The organism is Thalassospira indica (assembly GCF_003403095.1).
Classification (GTDB): Bacteria; Pseudomonadota; Alphaproteobacteria; order Rhodospirillales; family Thalassospiraceae; genus Thalassospira; species Thalassospira indica.
The window spans coordinates 1,812,324-1,832,169 of sequence record NZ_CP031555.1 but is presented as its reverse complement, the minus strand read 5'-3'; the positions used below and the strand labels follow the sequence as shown (position 1 = coordinate 1,832,169).

The following is a 19,846-nucleotide window of genomic DNA, read 5'->3' as shown; positions in this document are numbered from 1 at the left end:
ATCATCAGGCACCTGCCTGACTGACTGTGAACGGCGGGGGATGAAGTCTCCCGCCGTTTTGCTTTGACCTCGAATTAGAAGACTTCCATGAACCGTCCCGCACGCACGCCCCTGTTTTCATTCCCGTTCTGGCTGGCATCCATTGGTCTTGCTATTGCGCCAATCGCCGTTAATGCACAGACCATCGGTGACCCGGCGATGCCCGGCGGTGAAACAAGCTGGACCGGGGCAAAGGGCCGCAATGCCTTCGTGCACCAATCAGCCAACATGAGCTTTGAAAAGCGGCTTGATTTCAAGCTGGGGGAAGCTCTTTTTCAAAGATTATGGGTCACCGCCCCAACCCGTACCAAGGCAGCAGACGGATTGGGACCACTGTTTAATTCACGCGCGTGCAGCGGATGCCATATCCGCAATGGCCGCGGTCATCCGGTCGACGAAAATGATAGTGAAGCCGGGGCAACATCAATGTTGTTGCGCCTGTCCATCCCGCCACAGACCGCCGAGCAACTCCGCGATCATCTGGATGGTAAACTGGCCACCATCCCCGACCCGGTTTATGGCGGCCAGTTTCAGGATTTCTCGATCCCCGGCATTCAGGCAGAGGGAAGGGTCAAGGTGACCTATACAACAACCAATGTTCCTTTGGCCGGCGGTGAGACGGTTACCTTGCGCAACCCAAAATATGAAATGACCGATCTGGCCTATGGGCCGCTGCATCCAGACATTATGGTGTCCCCGCGCCTTGCCCCGCCGATGATTGGACTTGGGCTGCTGGAAGCCATTCCTGACAGCACCCTGATCGCGACCAGCGATCCGCAGGATAAAGATGGCGACGGCATTTCCGGGCGGCTTAATCAGGTTTGGGACATTGCCAATTCCAAGATGGCGATTGGCCGGTTTGGCTGGAAGGCGGGGATGCCGACCCTTGATCAGCAAAACCAGAATGCGTTCCAGTTTGATATCGGCCTTTCCACTCCGCTGTATCCAAATGCCAGCGGTGATTGCACGGCTGCGCAAACGGACTGTATCAATGCGCCCGATGGCAATGACGAAGAATTCGATGGGCTGGAAGTCCATTCCGTAATGACCGATCTGGTACTTCATTACGCGCGCAACATCGCCCTGCCTGCGCGCGCCAACGCCAATAATGCGGACGTCGTCGCGGGCGAAGCGATCTTTGAGGCGATTGGTTGCGCATCCTGCCACACGCCGCGCTATGAATTGCCCGAACGTGCTGACATGCCCGAACAATCCGGGCAGGTGATCTGGCCTTACACGGACCTGTTGTTACACGACATGGGCGACGGCCTTGCCGATCATCGGCCGGAGGCGCAGGCATCGGGCAGTGAATGGCGCACGCCACCGCTTTGGGGGATTGGCCGCGCGCAAGAGATTGATCCACGTGCCCGCTTCCTGCATGACGGACGGGCGAGAACCATTCTTGAAGCGATCCTGTGGCATGGGGGCGAGGCTGCGCGCGCCCGCGAGGCAGTCACAAAGCTGCCACCATCGGAGCGCAGTCAATTGTTGGCATTTCTAAAGTCATTGTGACGCGGTATATGTCGCAAGACCGAATGCCAAACCGGATACCAAACCAGATACCAAATCACGTGAATATCGGAATAAGTCATATGTTCTGCAAACCGAGCTGGCGCACCTTGTTGCTTTCGACCACCACCGTTCTTGCTGTTGGTGTGACCAGCCCCGATGCCCGTGCCGATATTCCCGATGAAAACTATCAGCCGGTTCTGGCGCACTTGCTGGGCACCGTAATGCCGCCGAAGCTTGATGACTTCCACGCGGCGACGGAAAATCTGACCAGCGAGTTCAAGGATTTCTGTTCAGATCCCGATAAGGGCGGACTTGAAGACACCCAAGCGGCCTTTCACAAAGCGATGGATATCTGGCAGGAAATCCAGCCCTGGCGCATGGGGCCGCTGGTTGCCAATGGCCGTGATCAGCATATCGAATACTGGCCGGACAAACATGGCACGGCCGCACGTCAGTTCCGCAAACTGATGTTTGACAAACCGGCCGCCTATACCGATCCCGAAAAGCTTTCTGGCGCCAGTGCAGCACTTCAGGGTTTCCCGGCACTCGAAGAAGTCCTGTTTGCCGATGATCACGGTGATCAGATGATTGCGGCCAATGAAGATGGCGTGTTCCTGTGCCAGTACGGCACGGCAATTGCCACCAACCTTGTTACGCTTTCGGGCGAATTGCAGGCCGATTGGCCGGAATTTGCCACGGCAATGGAAAATGCCGGACCGGACAGCATGGATTATCCCACTGCCAAGTTTGCCGCGACCGATCTGTATCGTGCCCTGCATGAAGGGCTTTTGATCATCTCAAGCCAGAAGCTCGCCCGTCCGCTTGGCGATGGGGCCGAGGACGCCAGTGCAGGCCGTGCGGAAAGCCCGATCTCGGAACGATCCCTTCGTAATATCGAACATAACCTTATTGGACTGTTTGCCATCTATGACGGCACGTGGGGGGATGTTGGCGAAGAAGGCAAGGGCCTGGCCACGTTGATTGACAACAGCCTGCTGGATCGGTCGTTCAAGCTTAACTGGCAGACTGTTGGCGACACAGTGGCAGGGCTGCCGCCCTCTGTTGCCGAGGTGCTGGAACAGCCCGATGGTTATGCCGTGCTGACAGACCTTAAGGGGCAGATTGATTTCCTGATCACGCTTGTTGAAAACGATGTCGGCGGCAATACCCAACTTGGTGGCGGCTTTAACGCGCTTGATGGTGACTAGGGCCCAGACGGCAGGAGATCAAAGATGGCATATCAACGTCGCAGCTTCCTGAAGCTTATGGGTGTTGGCGGGGCTTTCACCCTGTTGCCGGTGGGCCTTGCCCGTGCGGCAACCACCCCAAATCCCGAAGACCGCGCGGTTTATATCTCGGCCAGTGCCGGGGATAATGGCGATTATTATGTCAGCGCGTTCAATGCGTCGGGCAAGATCCTGTTTGAACAACCCCTGCCCGGCCGTGGTCACGACATCGGTCTTCGCCCCAACCATGTTGATGTGGCCGCGGTGGAACGCCGTCCGGGGCTTTATGGCCTGATCCTGGATCGCCATACGGGGGATGTGCGCGCCAAACTGCATTGCCCGGAAGACCGCCGGTTTTATGGCCATGCGATCTATTCCAATGATGGCCGATATCTTTACATCACCGAGAACGACTTTGATCACGCCCGCGGTGTGGTTTCGGTCTGGGATGCCGAGGATGGCTATCGCCGGGTGGCGGAGTTTGACAGCTTTGGCACCGGCCCACATGAACTGCATCTGATGCCGGGTGGCGACCATCTGGTGATTGCCAATGGCGGATTGCACACCCATCCCGATCAGGACGGGCGCACACCACTTAATATCAGCTCGATGCAACCCAACCTGTCAATCATTGATCGCCGGACTGGCAAGCTTGTTCATCAGGCGGCGCTTAAACATGACTGGCACAAACTTTCGATCCGCCATCTTGATGTGGCATCGAATGGCACGATTGCCGCAGGTTTCCAGTATCAGGGCGATTTGACCGATCAGGTGCCGCTTGTCGGTATCTGGCAACCGGGATCAGACATCCGCCCGATTGAGGCCCCCGACACGGTCCAATACCGTATGCGGCAATATTGCGGGTCGGTGCGATTTGATGCATCGGGTCAGGTATTTGGTATTTCCTGTCCGCGCGGCGGGCTTGTGACCTTCTGGGATGCGCAAACCAATGACTTCCTGACTCATATCGCCGCCCCTGATGGCTGCGGCCTTGCCGCGACGGATCGCGCCGGTGAGTTTGTTGGTACCAGCGGCCTTGGCAATGGCTGGCGAATGGATGCGATTCGCCGCAAACGTATGGAACTGCCCGACGATTCTTTGAAATCGCAGCATTGGGACAATCATTTACGCCGGATGATTGCCTAAAAAACCCAACGATAAAACCATTCAAAACCCGCACAAACCCTGCGGGTTTTTCTATTCCCAGCATCTGAAAATCGCGGAAATCCGGGCATAAACACCGCGCTTAACCAACTGTTTTTGTCGGGATATTTATATCAGAAAGGCATCAACCAAAAGTTTTTCGCAAATGAGAACGATTTTCACTTGCGTCGGTGTTTTTTCTTACCTATAACGGGTCTCGACACAGCCCGCGAATGCAACCCATTCGCACTTGTCCCCAAGCGGCTTGTCTCTCAGACCTATGGGTCCTCTCTCCCCATAGGCCTCTCAAGGTGGAAAAGCGGTGGTTATCGATGCGGGAAACGATAACCGCCGCTTTCTCTTTTCTGGCACAACTCTTCAGAACACCAACGCACAAAACAAAAACACCCGGACGATTGATCCGGGTGATGTGTTTCTATAACTGATGCCGTGTGGGTTCAGACGGTTTTGGAAAGCTTGTCGCCCGCTGTCTGAAGCACGGTTTTATAGAGATCATAGTTTTTACGTGCGTCGTCCTTGGGGGCGACGATACACAGCGTGGCAGAACAGATACCGCTTTGATTATAGACCGGTGCGGCGAAGCAATGGGTGAAGGTATCCACAATGCTGTCGAACGAGAAAAAGCGTTCATCATGCGCGCGACGGATTTCGGCGATATAGGCAGCAATATCCATTTGACGCCCGTCGGGCAGGATAAAGTCCTCAGCCGGGATCAGATCGCGGATTTCCTGATCACTCAGGTGCCCCAGCAAAAGCCGGCCAGACGCCGTCCATGGAATAGCAGTCCGTTCCCCGACATCGGCAGAAATACGAAATGGGCGGCTGCCTTCGCGTTGCAGGGCAACGGTATACTTGTTGCCATCAAGCATACAAAACTGGGAGGTTTCCTTGGTGCTTGCGGTGATTTCATCAAGCACCCCAGCCGCCTGCCGGGTCAGGTCGAAATAGTCCCGATAGGCAAGCCCAAGGAAATAAACCCGACGCCCCAAAAAGACCGAGCCATTGGCATCGGTAACTTCAAGCATGCCGTGATCGATCAGCGTGCCGATCAAGTCATAAACCGTCGAGGTCGGCGCGCCCAAAGCCTGGGCGATTTCGGCAGGACGCTGAGAGGTTCTGACATTACGCAGATGATCAAGAATATCGAACGCACGGTCAATGCCGCGCGCACGCTTTCGTATCTGCTGTTCTGTCATAAACCCCTCGCTTAACGTCTTACCGCAATAGTTGCAGACTGTTATGCCTTACGAAAGGCAATGCAGTCGACCTCTACTTTGCAGTCAACAACCATTGATGACTGAACACAGGCACGTGCCGGGGGATTTTCGCTGAAATATTCCTCGAACACGCCATTGAAGGACCAGAAATCACGCGCGTCATCAAGCCAGACACCAATACGCATGATGTCAGCTGCGGTGTAACCGGCATCTTCAACGATTTTGAGCATGTTCTCAATCGCGATACGAGACTGTTCGACGATGCCGTTGCCGACAACTTCGCCATCACGCATCGGGGTTTGTCCGGACACATAAAGCCAACCATCGGCTTCGGTGGCCTTGGCAAAAGGCAGTGCCTTCTGACCGTTGCCTTTACCTTCGCCAACGCCGTGTCTTGTAATGCTCATAAAAATATCTCCTGCTTCTTAAAATTCAGAATTTGCAAGGAAACCCTGCAAACGTTCGGTTTTCGGCGCACCGAAAATTTCCTCAGGGGAACCTTCTTCGTGAATACGCCCCTGATGCATGAAAACGACCTTGGTTGACACATCGCGCGCAAACCGCATTTCGTGCGTCACGAGCAACATGGTCATACCCTCAGTCGCCAGATCACGGACCACGGCCAGCACTTCGGACACCAGTTCGGGATCAAGTGCGGAGGTCACTTCGTCAAACAGCATGATTTGCGGGTTCATCGCGATGGCACGTGCAATTGCCACGCGCTGTTGCTGACCACCGGAAAGCTGCCCCGGATAGTGATCGCGACGCTGCCCCATCCCTACACGATCGAGCCATTTTTCGGCAATCGCGCGTGCGTCGTCCTTGGCCATCTTCTTGGTCTTGATCAGACCAAGCATGACGTTGCGAATGGCCGTCATATGCGGGAAAAGGTTGAACTGCTGAAATGCCATGCCGGTCATGGCGCGCTGACGGGCAATTTCACGTTCTGACAGGCGGCGACGTTGGCCGCCGTCCTGTTTGTAACCGATGGACTGACCTGCCAGTTCGATCGAGCCCTGCTCAAAATCTTCCAGAAGGTTCACACAGCGCAGAAGCGTGGTCTTGCCCGAACCGGAAGATCCGATCAGCGACACCACATCGCCCTGCTGCATGGTCAGGTCAATGCCCTTAAGCACTTCGACCTTGCCAAAGCTTTTGTGAAGGCCGGAAATAGTCAAAATTGGGGACATGATTGCCTCTTTATGGGATCGAAATGCGGCGTTCGACGGCACGACCAGCCTGCTCGATCACGAAGTTCAAAAGGAAATAGACAAAGCCCGCAAAGAGATAGAACTCGAGGCTGAGGTATGTGCGCGAGATGACCTGCTGGGTGGCCAGCAGAAGCTCCACCACACCAATGATCGACAGAAGCGTTGATGCCTTGACGATCTCGGTCGCGGTATTGACCCAGGTTGGCAATATCTGTCGTAAGGCCTGGGGCAGCAGCACGTAAACAAAGGTTTGCCCGAATGTCAGGCCGACCGATTTGGCGGCTTCGGTCTGGCCCGCCGGAATAGCGATCAAGGCACCACGGACGATCTCGCCGACATGCGACGAACAAAATAGCGTCAGTGCCAAAACACCGGCCTGAAACGCTGTCAGATCAAGACCTACAACCGACAGGATATAGAAACAGGCCAAGATCAGGACAAAGACCGGGGTTCCGCGCAGGAAGTCGATATATAACCGCACGATAAAGCGCAGCCACTTCGCCCCATAGGTCATTGCAAGACCGATAAAGACGCCAAGGACTGAACCCATAACCACAGATGCCGCAGAAATCAGGATCGTATCGCCCAACCCGGAAAGCAGACTTAGACGGGCGTTCCACAGTTCTGTCAGGAAAAGAGAGAAATTCATCTGATACCCCTTTAGCGTGGAACTGCAAGGCGCAGTTCAAGACGGCGCAGCAGAGCAGCGATCACATAACAGGCAACCACATAGATCATTGAGGCAACCATCCATGTTTCAATCACACGGAAGCTTTCGACATTGATCTTGCGCGCATAAAAGGTCAGCTCCGGCACGGCGATGGCCGCGGCAAGGGACGTATCCTTGAACAGCGAAATGAAGTTGTTTGAAAGTGACGGCAGAACATTTCGAAACATCACCGGAATGATGATGTTTGTCTTGATCTTGAATTCTGTCAGACCAATCGCAAGCCCGGCTTCGCGCAGTCCCTTTGGCAGTGCCATCAGACCGGATCGGAAAACCTCGGCCAGATACGCCCCGGCATAGATCGAAAGCGTAAAAATAAAGGACGAGATTTTATCGAGCGCGATGCCCAGTTGCGGCAGGGCAAAATAGCAAAACAGGATAAGAACAAGGATCGGGGTATTGCGGATCGCGGAGACATAAGCCACCGCGATCCAGCGCAAGGTTCTGTGACGCGAAAGCATCCCGAACGCCGCCAGAAGACCGATCCCGCATCCGATCGCAATCGAGACAATGGCCAAGAACAAACCCAGCCCGAGCCCCTCTGCGAGGAGATCCCAGTTACGCCAGATGACGTCAAAGTTGAAATCGTAATTCACAACGGAGTTCCCGGATGCTTGCGTTGATTACTTGTACTCGACAGGGAAGCCGATTTTCGGCGTGTCGAGCTCTTCACCAAACCAGGTTTTGAAGCTTTCAGCGTAGAACGGGAACTCAACACCGGTCATGCCTTCATGCAGAACGGTATTGACGAAGTTCAGCCAACGCTGATCGCCCGGTTTTACACCACAGGAATAGCTTTGCGGGTTCCATGCATAACCGGCGTCTTTGTAACGATCCGGATTCTGAACCATGAACCAGCGAAGCGCGGACTGATCAGTTGCCGCAGCTTCGGCACGGCCGGAATTCAGAGCCTGATACATCAGATCGACGCTGTCATACTGATCAACTTCAGCTTCTGGCAGGGCCGCATGCACCATTTCTTCGGCATAGACGTTCTGCAGAACTGCGACGGTGACATCATCACCACCTTCTTTCAGCGCGTCATAATCCGCGTAGTCGCCATTTGCCATCAGCAACAGACCAACACCTTCGCGATAGTAAGGAATGGTGAATTCGATCTGCTGGGCACGTTCGGCAGTGACCGTCATGAACTGGCAGGCCATGTCGACCTTGTCGGTGACCAGGTTCGGAATACGTGCGTCGCCCGACTGCTGGACATACTCGATCTTATCCGGGTCGCCAAACAGGGCCTTCGCCACAAGACGGCCCATATCAACGTCAAAACCTTTGAGCTTGTTGTCTGAATCAACAAAGTGCCACGGCGGATTGGTCGACCCGGTCCCAAGGACCAGATAGCCGCGATCAAGGACCTGCTGAAGTTTGCTTGTTTCCTGAGCGGATGCAGTACCGAGTGCTGAAGCCGCCGTCGCGGTCATGACAGTTGCGACCGCCAGAGTTTTAAGAAATGCCATTTTTGTCTCCACTTTCAAATGAGCCACACATTCTTGGATCGTTTTTTGTTTTTCCGTTATAACGGAATATATCCCGTTATTTCGGATTTACCCTAGCAGCGGCGTTCAAGATATGTCAATTTCGTTTTGCAAAAAGCTGAGAGCGCCAACCTCAAACCAATCAGGAACCAGCATGCTCGACACCCCCTGCCTTGTGATTGATCTCCCCGTCGTTGACGAAAACATTGCGCGTTTCCAAAACCTTGCCGTTGCGGCGGGCCTAAAGACACGCCCGCATATCAAGACGCACAAGCTGCCGTTTTTTGCCAAACGACAGATTGAGGCCGGGGCAATCGGCATCACCTGCCAGAAGATTGGCGAGGCCGAGGTTATGGTTGAGGGCGGACTCCGCGACATATTGCTGACCTACAACGTCATTGGTGATGCCAAACTTGATCGTCTGGTGGCACTGGCACGCAAATGCACCCTGTCGGTCACCTGTGACAACTTGACCGTTGCCAAGGGCCTATCCGCGCGCTTTGCGGATGAAGAAACCGAATTGACCGTGCTTGTGGAATGCGACACCGGTGCAGGACGGTGTGGCGTGCAAAGCCCGGTGGATGCCACCGAACTGGCTTCGAAAATCAACGAGCTGCCCGGATTGAGATTTGGCGGCTTGATGACCTACCCGCCGATGGACCACGCAGACAAAGTTGATAAATGGCTGAGCGATGCCAAAAAACGCATCGAGGACACTGGACTTTCATGCCCGGCTGTCTCGACCGGCGGTACGCCAAACCTTGACGCGCTAAACGCATTCGACCACGCGACCGAACACCGCGCCGGGACCTACATTTACAATGACCGTTCCCTGATTGCGCGTGGTGCATGTTGCGTTGAAAACTGTGCCGCAGTTGTTAAGACCACTGTGGTTTCCCGCCCAACCAAAACCCGTGCCATCATTGATGCCGGATCAAAGGCGCTCAGTTCCGACCTGCTGGGATTGGAAGGCTTTGGGATGGTTCGAGAGGCACCGGATGCGTCAATTGTCGGCCTGTCCGAAGAACACGGCATCATTGAGCTTGGTGACAGCGATTGGGACCCGGCAGTCGGTGACGTGATTTCGATTATCCCCAATCACATCTGCGTCGTGACCAACCTGTTTCCAACCGTCTGGATCAAGGATCAGAACGGCGAAGTGATGGAAATGCCGGTCGCCGCACGCGGCATGCTGCGCTAGTTCACCTCAGGGAGTTTTGTGATGTCTGTTGATGTCATTTGCATTGGCGAAGCCATGGGCGAAATTTCTTTCGACCCGGCCGGAAACGCCAGCGTCAAGGTTGGCGGTGATACGTTTAATACTGCGGTCTATCTTGGTCGCCTTGGGATCAGGTGCGCCTTTGCCTCTGCCGTCGGCGAAGACCCGTTTGGTGAGCAGATCCGGTCCGTGCTGAAAGACAACCACGTCAGTGATGCGTTCCTGATCACTACGGATCAGGCAAATACCGGACTTTATTCGATCACCAACCGTGCAGACGGCGAACGCTTTTTCCATTACTGGCGCAATCAGTCTGCGGCACGCCAAACCATGTCACTGGCTGGCCCGGCCTATTTGCAGGCGCTTGAAGATGCGCCATGGCTGTATCTTTCCGGGATCAGTTTGCATGTGCTTGAAGATGACACGACGCTTCTGTTCCAGACCCTTCAGGCCCACAAGGACAAGGGTGGCAAGATCGCCTTTGATGGCAATTTCCGGCCCAAGCTTTGGTCTGGCAAGGAAGAACAGGCGCGTGAGACATACGCCCGCATCACCGCCCTTGCCGATGTCATGATGCCGACATTCGATGACGAACAGCTTCTTTGGGGAGATAAAACGGCGCAAGACACCGTGGGCCGCATTGCCAAGCTGAGCTCTGCCCTGATTGTCGTCAAACAGGGGGAACAAGGTTGCCTTCTTTATGAAGGAGGGGGAACCCGACACATTCCGATCCCGGAACCGGTCACCCCGATTGATACGACGGCCGCCGGTGACAGCTTTAACGCAGGCTTTATGGCAGGCTTGCTTAAGGGACAGGACGGCGTGACAGCAACCCTTGCCGGACACAAGCTTGCCAGCAAGGTCATCACCCATCGCGGAGCGATCATTCCAGCCGAGATGATGGCAGACCTTTAAGCACCGGAACAAACCATTATCACAGCACAAAGCCCGGCATCATGCCGGGCTTTGTTCATTATGGCCGATGTTCACCCTGTTCTATGCCTTGCGCAAGGCGATCAACAGTCTCAGCGAATTGATGGTCACCAGAACCGTCGCCCCCGTGTCGGCCAGAACGGCAAGCCAGAGGCCGGTCAGACCGGTGATGGATGTCACCAGAAAGACCGCCTTAAGCCCCAATGCAATCGTGATGTTTTCACGGATCACCCGGCGTGCCGCACGTGACAACTTCACCAGATTGACCACATCACTCAGCCGGTCCTTGACCGCCACCGCATCGGCGGCCTCAAGCGCGATATCAGTACCCCCGCCAATCGCGATACCCACATCGGCGGATTTCAGCGCCGGGGCATCGTTGATGCCATCCCCGACCATCGCCACCGGACCGGATCGTTTCGGATCATCCCGCAGTTCCGCCAAGGCATTCAATTTGTCTTCGGGCATCAGTTCGGCGCGATACTCCATGCCAAGCTCTGCGGCCATGCGTTTGGCAACCCGATCCGCATCGCCCGTCAACATCACCGGTGTGATGTTAAGCCTGTTAAGTTCGCCAAGCGCGTTCTTCGCGTCACTGCGCGCAACATCGCGCAAGGCAAGGGCGCCGATTACCTGCCCGTCTTTCAGGACAACAACCGCAGTGCTGCCATCATCTTCTTGCTCAGTAAGCCAATCGCCCACCTCGCCATCCGGCATACCGTTCAGACGTTTGGCCGCCCCCACCCGATACAGCGCCCCGTCAATGCGACCTTCGACACCGGCACCGGCAATGGTTCTGGCCTGTTCGACCACTGGCAGATCAAGATTACGGTTTTCAGCGGCCGTGACGACAGCACGTGCAAGCGGGTGCGATGTGACGGCCTCAAGGGCTGCGGCAATCGTCAGAATACCATTCTCGCCATAACCATCGGCTGTTTTGATTGCGCTTAGTTTTGGTTTGCCTTCGGTCAACGTGCCGGTTTTGTCAAACGCCATAGTGCGCACAGCTCCGATCAGCTCCAGCGCAGCCCCCCCCTTGACCAGAAGGCCGATCCTGGTCGCGCGTGCGAGGGCCGAGGTGACCGCCGCCGGTGTCGAGATCACCAAGGCACAAGGGCAGCCAATCAGAAGCAGGGCCAGACCGCGATAAATCCATTCTTCCCACGCCTGCCCGAACAGGAGCGGCGGGATCACGACCGTGGCGAGCGCAAGCCCCATGATAATCGGGGTGTAGATGCGGGCAAACTTGGCAACAAAGCGTTCTACAGGTGCCTTGTGCTTTTCACTTTGCTCGACCAGCTCAATCACCCGGTCCAGCATGGTTTGGCCCGCCGCACGGGTCACGCGAATGCGGACCGGACTGTCGGTGACAATCGCACCGGCAAAAACATCTGTGCCCGCGTCGCTATAGACCGGGACCGATTCACCGGTCAGGTGGCTGTTGTCAATCTCGGCCACACCACTTTCAATCACGCCATCGGATGGCACCCGTTCGCCCGGGCGGACTTCGATGATGTCATCAACAACAAGATCACGCGGGGTCACGGTCTCAAAACCGGCATCAACAACACGCCGTGCCTGTTCCGGGGCGAGCTTCATCAACGCCTTCACGCCACTTCTCGCCCGGCCGGCCGCCACACCTTCAAGCCGCTCGCCAATGGCAAACAACAAGACCACCATCCCTGCTTCAAGGCTTTCGCCAATCGCCACTGCACCAATCACGGCAACCGACATCAGAAGCTCGATCGAAAACACCGCCCCGCTTTGCGCCAACCGCGCCGCCTTTTTCATCACAGGCAATGCTGCCAACAGGGAGGCCACGGACATGGCATAAGGCAACGTCACCGGGAAAATCGCACCAATCAGTCCGCCGAGTGCAAGGCAAATGGCGGCAAAGGCGATTTCATCATTTTCCGAGGACCATGGCGCGAAACGACGCAGAAGGCTCTGTTTGGGGGCGTTTAGCGAACCACTCTCAGCCGACGCTGCGCCCGCATTCGCGGCACTCGAGCCGCAACTGTTGCCAGCACAGCAAGACGATCCGCTTGCCTTTGCCGCCCCCTGAGGATTCTTTTCATGTGCCGGGTATCCAAGCTTATTGAGGGTTTTGGTAATGTCTGAACGGGTTTTATCGTGGGCTTCATCGATGCCAAGTGTCACGGTTTCGCGCATCATCGAGACATCAATGCATGAAACACCCTCAAACTTGCCAAGGGCGTTTTCAATCTTCGTAACACATGACCCGCAATCCATCCCGGCCACCTGCCAATGGTAATGGTTCACCGCACCGCCATGCTGGCGCAGGATTTCACGCATTTTTTCATCGTCGGCCTGACTGATCGGGGCGGCGGCCGAAATGCCCTGCGCATCACTGACAAAGCCATGATCAGGCACGGCCTTATTCAGGGCATCAATCAGCGTATCACGGCATTGCGTGCAATTGCCGATGGCAGGCAGGTCATCCCATTTGGCGACGAAAGACATTCAAGACCTCTTACGATCAAATTTCTGTTCATATGTTATATTCAAACTATGGTTCATATGTCTTACTGTCAATCACATTCAAACCGTCATTTGAATATAGCGATTGCGCACAGAAATGCCACCGAACCACTCCTGGCGAAACGGTAGGTCAAGATATTGAATTCACAACCGAAATAGAATTAGTCGTGGGTCACATGCGCAAACACATCGCGCACCACGCACGAGATATGTTCATCATCAATCTGATAGAAAATATGCCTGCCGCGCCGTTCGGATGCCAGAATCCGCTGGTCGCGCAAATGACGCAAATGATGGCTGCACAGCGATTGCGACATCTCGGTCGCGTCGGCAAGCTCGGAAACGGTTTGCGGCTTTTCCATGCAGCGTAAAACAAGCTGAAGCCGCCCGGCATCCCCCAACAGGGAAAAGATTTTCGCTGCCGCCTCAACATCTGGCAAAGCCAAATCCGCGCCAACGGCCCGTGATGCATCGCGGGTCACGGCTTCGCCCTGCTCGGCACTCAGACCAAGGCGGGCAGCCGCATCGCATTCCTGGCAATCATCAGGATCGGTCGCAGGAACAGGCGTGCGAGGTTTTGTTTTGCTTTCTGACATGGGGACTATTTTCCACGCCTGCCCGCACAAGGCAAGCAACACATAAAAATTCGCCTAAATCGCCGTCGCTTTCGGCAGATCGAAAACAATACGGATTGACTCATTGCGATAAATTATTAACGTTTTACATGAATTATATAACTTGATTCGGAATTCCCCTGTTCAGGAGCCCCACCGATGTCTTCCACCCAACACACTGATACGCTTAAGAATGTGCGCACCATCAGCACCCTTCTTTACTGGGTCTGCGCAATTGCCATCATCTTTCAGATTCTAGTCGTACCATTGGTGTGGTACGCGCCGGGCTGGGTCGAGGCCAGCACCAGTCAAATGACCGTCAGCCTTGCCGATCTGCACGCACTGTCAGGCTGGCAGAAATACGCTACCATGGGCGTAATGATGATCCCGTCACTTGTTCTGGCCTATGGCCTGTATCGCTTGCGCAAGATGTTTGGCGCCTTTGCACACAACGCCATTTTCCAGCCTGAACCCATCAGGCACCTCAAGGCATTTGGCATTGCCCTTCTGGCGCAAACCCTGATCAAACCGCTGACGGGTGCCGCCACCTCGGTTCTTGCGACTTTCCACCGCCCGGCGGGTGAACGGGTTCTGTCGATCGGGCTTAGCAATGCCGAGGCCAGCACGCTGTTTCTGGGCGGGCTGATCATTGTCATTGCCTGGGTGCTGGGCGAAGCCGCCCGCATTGATGCCGAAAACCGGAGCTTCGTTTAATGGCCATTATCGTTCGGCTGGACGTCATGCTGGCCACCCGCAAGATGAAATCCAAGGACCTTGCCGCACGGATCGGGATTAGCGAACAGAACCTGTCGCTTTTGAAGTCCGGCAAAGTCCGCGGTGTGCGATTTGAAACGCTATCGGCCATTTGCAAGGAGCTTGATTGCCAACCCGGCGACCTTTTAGAATATGAAACGGACAGCTAGGAACACATGCCGGAGGCGATCAGTTGCCTCCGGCCTTCCTAAATTCACGCTCGAATTAACCCGCCATGATTGATCTATCGCCTGCTTTGACAACGTAAGTCAGATACCGTTCTCAAAATCAGGATTTCCAGTGACTTACGAATTAACCATTCTGGTTCTCAACACGCTGCTCTGTCTGGCTTTCCCATGGGCCTATAACTATGCCTACGCCAAGCAGCCCGGTGTCGGGGGCAAGCGCCTTATGGGCAATCGTGATTCCCTCCCCGAACGGACCGGCATGGCAGCACGCGGGGCGCGGGCCCATCAAAACCATCTGGAAAACCTTGTTCCCTTTGCGATTATAGTTCTGTCTGCGCATGCCATCGGTGTGTCCAATACTGTTACCGTTGTCTGCGCCGCCATATTCCTTGCAGCACGCATTGCACATGGCGGGTTTTATCTTGCCGGCATTACCCGGCTTCCGCGCATCAATGGCGTACGTTCAATTGCCTATTTCGTCAGCCTGTTTTCAATGCTGGTTTACGCATCCCAACTGCTTTTGGCATAGGTTACCGCGATCATTTACGCTGGCGATTGATCCCATGCTTGCCGGCAGTCCTTAGTTTTGCCTAAATGCATACCAACAATGCCGCGCACAAAGCAGCGGCAACAGGGAATGGTTCAGGAAAGGACGTTTTACATGACGCAGAAAGTCGCACTGGTCACCGGGGCCGCACGCGGGATCGGACTTGCCACCACCAAACTGTTTATCGATCAGGGCTGGAAAGTCGCCATGATTGATCGCGACGGACCGGAACTAAGCGCTGCGTCAAAAACTGTGTCGGATGCGGCTTCGCCCTTTGAATATGACGTCTCCGACCCCGCACAGGTTGACCAGATGGTCGAAGCGGTGCTTTCGGCCCTTGGTCGGTTAGATGCTGTCGTCAACAATGCCGGTGTTGCCGACTTCCTGCCGGTCGAGGACACCAGCTTCGCCACCTGGCGCCGGATCATGGAAACCAACCTTGATGGCGTGTTCCTTGTCTCCCAGGCGACCATACCAGCACTCAAGGAAACCAAAGGTGCGATTGTGAATATCGGCTCGATCTCCGGCCTTCGGGCATCGACGCTCCGCGTGGCCTATGGCACATCAAAAGCTGCGGTCATTCACATGACCAAACAACAGGCCGCCGAACTTGGCGAATATGGTATCCGCGCCAATTGTGTTTGCCCGGGCCCGGTCAAAACCAAACTGGCGATGGCCGTGCATTCACCAGAAATCATCTCAGCCTATCTCGACGCGATGCCGCTGGGCCGTTATGGCACAGAAAACGAAATCTCCGAAGTCATCCACTTCCTGTGCTCCGACAAGGCAAGCTTTGTCACCGGCCAGATCGTTGCCGCCGACGGTGGGTTCGAAACCACCGGCGTTGGCCTACCCGCCCTTCGCAGAGAGTAAAGGCAATGATCATCCCATGCGCCCGCTTCGCCTGATCATAGCGTTGACCGCCATATTGGCACTGTCGTCCTGCCTCACCTTTAACTGGCAGCGCAGCGTACAACAGGCATTGTCAAATGCATGCAACGCAAGCGGGGATTGCGGTTCGGATGGACCGGAAAACAGATAACAACTGATTACTCCGTGCAATAAGCCCGCGCGAACAGCTCCATGATCTCTTCAACGTATTCTTTCTTGGGATGCCTGTTATCGTCGACAAACGGATCAGGATAAACTTCCTTGATCAACTCATAAGACGGGAAATAATAGACTTTATCGCGCTTCTGGCTTGGATACCCGTATCACGGTTTCGGATACAATGAATCATGCAACAAGCAGGGCTGCCATCGCCGTCTATTCGAATGGTGCTGCACGCGACCTTGGCCGTCGCAATATCACTGTGAATATTGTTCAGGCGGGAATTATGAATATGGCATTCAAATCAAAGAACAAACTTCCCGTATCATTTTAGATAGCCACACAATCCAGAGAGCATTGCAACGTTAAGATGAAGTTTCCGCCGCAATACTGATTCTTGAGGCCCTTGACGATGGCTTAATCGCAGGAACACCAATGGATGTTAATGGCGAATTTACTGAATAGAGCACCAACCACGGATTATTTGCACCTTAAACAACAAAACGGTGCGCCATTGATGGGCCGCACCGTTTGCAGTTTCAGCACTAGAAAATCTATTCCCACTCAACAATAGTAACGATGGAAATAATTGATTTATATGGAATCATCTTCCATTTCCTTAGAAAACACGAGAAGAAACATTAAATCTCAATAACATTAAAGCGCCGAAGACTTACTTCCTCTTTCCCATGCCTCAGACAACTGCTGTTTACGCTTACGCACAGCATTGCGAACAAGAACAAAGGTGACGCCAAACATCCCACCGAACAATGCAGACAAAGTAATTATCAGCGAAAACTTTGGCGACGGCTCAATAGAAATTGAACCAAAAGATATGATTTTCTGCCCGCCATCAACTAAGCGAATAATCCTTTTCGCATTCAACATATTGGTAGCGACAACCTCTGTACTCAAAAAGGCGTCGTCAAGTTCGGTCTGAATCAATGCGAGTTCATTCTGTGCTTCATCGTAAGCACCTGCAGTCAACAAATCATTTAGGTGCACAAGTTTTTCTTCGTACTTATTTACATCTAACGGATTTCTTGTTGTAAGCGACAATTCTGGACCATCTTCTTCCCAACCTTCGCCCAGTAAAGAAATCACAGAATTTCTTGCTTCATTTTTCATGCACTTAATATTAGGGCCACATATCTGCTGGGAACTCACTGAATACAATTCCACTTTAAGAGGAACAGAAACTTCGTACTTTGGTTGTCCAACTTTCGAATAGCTGAAACCAACTACAGTCGCCAACGAAACGAAGGCTGCTATTAGCCACTTTCCGTCCCATAAAGCTTCAAAAAAATCAAACAAGTCGATTTCGTCGTCGTATGCTTGACGCACTTCAGACATCAAACCTTCTCCATAATTACTGGCCCCAAAAGTGCAAATTAAAGCTGAACACTCCACAAAATCCACACAATGCAGATTTTGGCAATCGAAGCGTAACGTATTAATTTGCCTACAATACTCGGAGGGGTGTGGATTTGAACTGTAATAAATCAGTTGAACGTCAAATCCCCTTAAAGCATCAAACAAAGTTGGAAATCTGCGTGCCAACCGCCATTAAAGCAAGGATAGAGGCATTATCAGTGCCAATCAAAAAAGAACTTTTCTTCGTAGCCTTCTGCCCTAACTCTCGCCTTTAATGCCTGTGTAGCCGGAACCAATTCTTTAAATTTCCGCTCGTGTGTCTCAACGTAAAAAGCACCTACTTTATCCACCATCTTTGTATCTAAAAGATGGTTTAGCAGTTGAATCTCATACCCTTCTATATCGATTTTTATCAATTCCACAGGTTCATTTAGTGCTCTTAGGAACTCAGAAAAATCCACTTCATTTATCAACTCAAAGTTTTCACGCGACACATTTGGCTTACCATCAAGCAAACTACTTGCCTGCGTTAAATCCTCTGTAGTGGAAGCAACATTTCTGTGGAGATACAGTTTTGTTTCTTGATTATTCACTCCAGCGGCCTCATTTCGCGGCTCAATGTTTGGATATTTTTTAGCAACAATCTGTAACTTAGAAAATGCAGAAGAGTTAGGCTCGAATGCTATAACTCGAACACCTCTTCTTGCTATGCACTCAGACACCAGACCAACGTTTGCACCTACATCAATCGTCAAATCAGATGGAGAAAGCTTTTTTACATGCTTCATAAACTCTACTGGAAGCACATACTTCTCATATCTAAACTGTCGAATCTTGGAGTAAACACCCGGCAAATGCTTCGCCAGAGTTCTTTTGACGTAATTTTTCATTAATTCACCTAAAGTGATACAATAACTATAACCTCAACCAACCCAAGGTTCAGCTTGGGAAAAAATCTTAACTTTGATATTTTCTTCACTTTACTCATTATGCAGCATTTCAACGTCGCCCCGAATATCCTATCAACCAAACATCACATCTCAAACAACGAATTTTTTCTACTTGGCATTCGAATTTCCAGAGTATGCACCTGTCAGTTAAACGTTCACTTCTGTGATTCGAGTACCAAAGCAAGAGATAACAAAATAAATCACTACAAATAGAGTCATACTGCAGAGACCTAAGCGATATATCACATCTGCTCTGCACGACATATAAAGCTTTTTATGCGTAACCGATGGGACCGGAATGAGGACCGGCGTCTTCCGTTACAGAACAATGATCAAAAGTCACTCGTTACAAGATTTGGCAACCATGCACATCATGTTCTTCTAACCAACAGCCATGTAATGCACTCTCTCGCAACCAGACTTGAAGGATCCGCTTGAAACTGAGACTTCTCAGAAAGTGTAAATTCCAGTGGATACCGTAAACATGCGGCCGACCTACTTACCCAACACCTAAGCTGGCGATCTAAAAGCAAGACCAATGCCTCAATCCCCAGCATAAACGCACTACGCAGGCAATAGATACTACGCCTTTTAACTTAACCAATCTTGTAGCTTCTGGAAAAATCACATCTTTTTTACACTTGGCGGAATGTACTGGATTTTGGGGAAAGTATTTAAATCGCGTCCCATTATACCAAACATTCATAGTGTCAACCATATAGCCAATGCGCTATGAACCATGTGATTTTCAGCGCTTATCTCTGTCGTGTTGTCGATTAGGCGACGGTGGCTGTTCATGAATGGGTTTGGATTGTGCTCGTGCTGCGCATTTTTGTGTCGTACACTGTTGTGGTCTTGCCTGACTATCCTTGTCTTTGTTACAGCAGCAGTGCGCGTCACAGCCTTCGTTTCTGGCTTCGACATCTTCGAAGCAGACACTACCATATGCCCGCTTCGCCTGATCATAGCATTGACCGCCATATTGGCCTGTCGTCCTGCCTGACATTTAACTGGCAGCGCAGCGTGCAGCAGGCATTGTCAAATGCATGTAATTCAACTGGCGACTGCGGGTCGGAAGGGCCGGGCTCGAACTAGGCCAAAAGCAAAACGGTGCGCCCTTTGGACGCGCC

General features: G+C 53.1%; 19 protein-coding genes and 1 pseudogene. 9 read left to right on the top strand and 11 right to left on the bottom strand.

The features are described 5' to 3' along the window. Window positions 1–87: 87 nt before the first annotated feature. The 3 genes from DY252_RS08560 (at window position 88) to DY252_RS08550 (ending at window position 3,923) form a co-directional block, all read left to right on the top strand. On the top strand, window positions 88–1,551 hold the full coding sequence (locus DY252_RS08560; protein ID WP_064790513.1) for a di-heme oxidoreductase family protein: 1,464 nt from the start codon (window positions 88–90) through the stop codon (window positions 1,549–1,551). Between the two features lie 80 nt (window positions 1,552–1,631). Beyond that, complete coding sequence (locus tag DY252_RS08555; protein ID WP_064790512.1) at window positions 1,632–2,759, top strand: imelysin family protein; 1,128 nt, start codon at window positions 1,632–1,634, stop codon at window positions 2,757–2,759. Between the two features lie 24 nt (window positions 2,760–2,783). After that, window positions 2,784–3,923, top strand: coding sequence for a DUF1513 domain-containing protein (locus tag DY252_RS08550; protein WP_064790511.1), 1,140 nt, complete (start codon window positions 2,784–2,786; stop codon window positions 3,921–3,923). Between the two features lie 455 nt (window positions 3,924–4,378). On the opposite strand, the gene DY252_RS08545 is transcribed toward DY252_RS08550, so the two are convergent. The 6 genes from DY252_RS08545 to DY252_RS08520 are packed head-to-tail and all read right to left on the bottom strand — an operon-like array spanning window position 4,379 to window position 8,568. After that, complete coding sequence (locus DY252_RS08545; RefSeq protein ID WP_064790510.1) at window positions 4,379–5,137, bottom strand: IclR family transcriptional regulator; 759 nt, start codon at window positions 5,135–5,137, stop codon at window positions 4,379–4,381. A 41-nt stretch (window positions 5,138–5,178) separates the two neighbouring features. Continuing rightward, window positions 5,179–5,565 (bottom strand): RidA family protein, encoded by a 387-nt coding sequence (locus tag DY252_RS08540; RefSeq protein ID WP_064790509.1) that lies wholly within the window; start codon window positions 5,563–5,565, stop codon window positions 5,179–5,181. An 18-nt stretch (window positions 5,566–5,583) separates the two neighbouring features. Beyond that, on the bottom strand, window positions 5,584–6,348 hold the full coding sequence (locus DY252_RS08535) for an amino acid ABC transporter ATP-binding protein (RefSeq protein ID WP_064790508.1): 765 nt from the start codon (window positions 6,346–6,348) through the stop codon (window positions 5,584–5,586). Window positions 6,349–6,358: 10 nt separating this feature from the next. After that, on the bottom strand, window positions 6,359–7,018 hold the full coding sequence (locus tag DY252_RS08530) for an amino acid ABC transporter permease (RefSeq protein WP_064790507.1): 660 nt from the start codon (window positions 7,016–7,018) through the stop codon (window positions 6,359–6,361). Window positions 7,019–7,029: 11 nt separating this feature from the next. Beyond that, on the bottom strand, window positions 7,030–7,692 hold the full coding sequence (locus tag DY252_RS08525) for an amino acid ABC transporter permease (protein ID WP_064790506.1): 663 nt from the start codon (window positions 7,690–7,692) through the stop codon (window positions 7,030–7,032). A gap of 27 nt (window positions 7,693–7,719) precedes the next feature. Further along, entirely contained in the window at window positions 7,720–8,568 is an 849-nt protein-coding gene (locus DY252_RS08520; RefSeq protein ID WP_064790505.1) for a transporter substrate-binding protein, read from the bottom strand. Between the two features lie 172 nt (window positions 8,569–8,740). Here DY252_RS08520 and DY252_RS08515 point away from each other — a divergent pair, with 172 nt between their 5' ends. Further along, window positions 8,741–9,787 carry a D-TA family PLP-dependent enzyme gene (locus tag DY252_RS08515; RefSeq protein WP_064790504.1) on the top strand — a complete coding sequence of 349 codons (1,047 nt, stop codon included), beginning with the start codon at window positions 8,741–8,743 and terminating at the stop codon, window positions 9,785–9,787. Between the two features lie 21 nt (window positions 9,788–9,808). Then, window positions 9,809–10,720, top strand: coding sequence for a sugar kinase (locus tag DY252_RS08510; RefSeq protein ID WP_064790503.1), 912 nt, complete (start codon window positions 9,809–9,811; stop codon window positions 10,718–10,720). 81 nt (window positions 10,721–10,801) lie between these two features. On the opposite strand, the gene DY252_RS08505 is transcribed toward DY252_RS08510, so the two are convergent. Both DY252_RS08505 and DY252_RS08500 read right to left on the bottom strand, forming a co-directional pair. Continuing rightward, entirely contained in the window at window positions 10,802–13,222 is a 2,421-nt protein-coding gene (locus DY252_RS08505) for a heavy metal translocating P-type ATPase (protein ID WP_064790502.1), read from the bottom strand. 179 nt (window positions 13,223–13,401) lie between these two features. Further along, a complete protein-coding gene (locus DY252_RS08500) occupies window positions 13,402–13,836 on the bottom strand; it encodes an ArsR/SmtB family transcription factor (protein WP_082923613.1) in 435 nt (144 codons plus the stop codon). Window positions 13,837–14,013: 177 nt separating this feature from the next. Between DY252_RS08500 and DY252_RS08495 the strand changes: the two genes are divergently transcribed. From DY252_RS08495 to DY252_RS08480, 4 genes are all read left to right on the top strand, one after another. Continuing rightward, window positions 14,014–14,568 carry a DUF2975 domain-containing protein gene (locus DY252_RS08495; RefSeq protein WP_064790501.1) on the top strand — a complete coding sequence of 185 codons (555 nt, stop codon included), beginning with the start codon at window positions 14,014–14,016 and terminating at the stop codon, window positions 14,566–14,568. Beyond that, window positions 14,568–14,777 carry a helix-turn-helix domain-containing protein gene (locus tag DY252_RS08490; protein WP_064790500.1) on the top strand — a complete coding sequence of 70 codons (210 nt, stop codon included), beginning with the start codon at window positions 14,568–14,570 and terminating at the stop codon, window positions 14,775–14,777. The genes DY252_RS08495 and DY252_RS08490 overlap by 1 nt, the downstream gene beginning before the upstream one ends. A 130-nt stretch (window positions 14,778–14,907) precedes the next feature. Next, a complete protein-coding gene (locus DY252_RS08485) occupies window positions 14,908–15,324 on the top strand; it encodes an MAPEG family protein (RefSeq protein ID WP_064790499.1) in 417 nt (138 codons plus the stop codon). A gap of 132 nt (window positions 15,325–15,456) precedes the next feature. Further along, on the top strand, window positions 15,457–16,215 hold the full coding sequence (locus DY252_RS08480) for an SDR family NAD(P)-dependent oxidoreductase (RefSeq protein ID WP_064790498.1): 759 nt from the start codon (window positions 15,457–15,459) through the stop codon (window positions 16,213–16,215). A gap of 176 nt (window positions 16,216–16,391) precedes the next feature. Here the strand turns inward: DY252_RS08480 and DY252_RS22775 are convergent. The 3 genes and pseudogenes from DY252_RS22775 to DY252_RS08465 all read right to left on the bottom strand — a co-directional run. After that, window positions 16,392–16,529: pseudogene (locus DY252_RS22775) on the bottom strand (GSCFA domain-containing protein); the annotation flags it as partial. Between the two features lie 520 nt (window positions 16,530–17,049). After that, the gene (locus tag DY252_RS08470) at window positions 17,050–17,745 is read right to left on the bottom strand and encodes a Wzz/FepE/Etk N-terminal domain-containing protein (RefSeq protein WP_064790496.1); all 696 of its coding nucleotides are present in this window, start codon (window positions 17,743–17,745) and stop codon (window positions 17,050–17,052) included. A 236-nt stretch (window positions 17,746–17,981) separates the two neighbouring features. Further along, window positions 17,982–18,656: an FkbM family methyltransferase gene (locus DY252_RS08465; RefSeq protein ID WP_064790495.1), complete on the bottom strand. Its 675-nt coding sequence runs from the start codon at window positions 18,654–18,656 to the stop codon at window positions 17,982–17,984. Window positions 18,657–19,846 lie beyond the last annotated feature (1,190 nt).

Excerpts from the sequence above, each read along its gene's own strand:
- DY252_RS08510 (WP_064790503.1), top strand. The coding sequence starts at position 9,809 with ATGTCTGTTGATGTCATTTGCATTGGCGAAGCCATGGGCGAAATTTCT.
- DY252_RS08495 (WP_064790501.1), top strand. The coding sequence starts at position 14,014 with ATGTCTTCCACCCAACACACTGATACGCTTAAGAATGTGCGCACCATC.
- DY252_RS08555 (WP_064790512.1), top strand. The coding sequence starts at position 1,632 with ATGTTCTGCAAACCGAGCTGGCGCACCTTGTTGCTTTCGACCACCACC.
- DY252_RS08520 (WP_064790505.1), bottom strand. The coding sequence starts at position 8,568 with ATGGCATTTCTTAAAACTCTGGCGGTCGCAACTGTCATGACCGCGACG.
- DY252_RS08535 (WP_064790508.1), bottom strand. The coding sequence starts at position 6,348 with ATGTCCCCAATTTTGACTATTTCCGGCCTTCACAAAAGCTTTGGCAAG.
- DY252_RS08540 (WP_064790509.1), bottom strand. The coding sequence starts at position 5,565 with ATGAGCATTACAAGACACGGCGTTGGCGAAGGTAAAGGCAACGGTCAG.
- DY252_RS08480 (WP_064790498.1), top strand. The coding sequence starts at position 15,457 with ATGACGCAGAAAGTCGCACTGGTCACCGGGGCCGCACGCGGGATCGGA.
- DY252_RS08530 (WP_064790507.1), bottom strand. The coding sequence starts at position 7,018 with ATGAATTTCTCTCTTTTCCTGACAGAACTGTGGAACGCCCGTCTAAGT.
- DY252_RS08560 (WP_064790513.1), top strand. The coding sequence starts at position 88 with ATGAACCGTCCCGCACGCACGCCCCTGTTTTCATTCCCGTTCTGGCTG.
- DY252_RS08505 (WP_064790502.1), bottom strand. The coding sequence starts at position 13,222 with ATGTCTTTCGTCGCCAAATGGGATGACCTGCCTGCCATCGGCAATTGC.
- DY252_RS08515 (WP_064790504.1), top strand. The coding sequence starts at position 8,741 with ATGCTCGACACCCCCTGCCTTGTGATTGATCTCCCCGTCGTTGACGAA.
- DY252_RS08500 (WP_082923613.1), bottom strand. The coding sequence starts at position 13,836 with ATGTCAGAAAGCAAAACAAAACCTCGCACGCCTGTTCCTGCGACCGAT.
- DY252_RS08465 (WP_064790495.1), bottom strand. The coding sequence starts at position 18,656 with ATGAAAAATTACGTCAAAAGAACTCTGGCGAAGCATTTGCCGGGTGTT.
- DY252_RS08545 (WP_064790510.1), bottom strand. The coding sequence starts at position 5,137 with ATGACAGAACAGCAGATACGAAAGCGTGCGCGCGGCATTGACCGTGCG.
- DY252_RS08470 (WP_064790496.1), bottom strand. The coding sequence starts at position 17,745 with ATGTCTGAAGTGCGTCAAGCATACGACGACGAAATCGACTTGTTTGAT.
- DY252_RS08490 (WP_064790500.1), top strand. The coding sequence starts at position 14,568 with ATGGCCATTATCGTTCGGCTGGACGTCATGCTGGCCACCCGCAAGATG.
- DY252_RS08550 (WP_064790511.1), top strand. The coding sequence starts at position 2,784 with ATGGCATATCAACGTCGCAGCTTCCTGAAGCTTATGGGTGTTGGCGGG.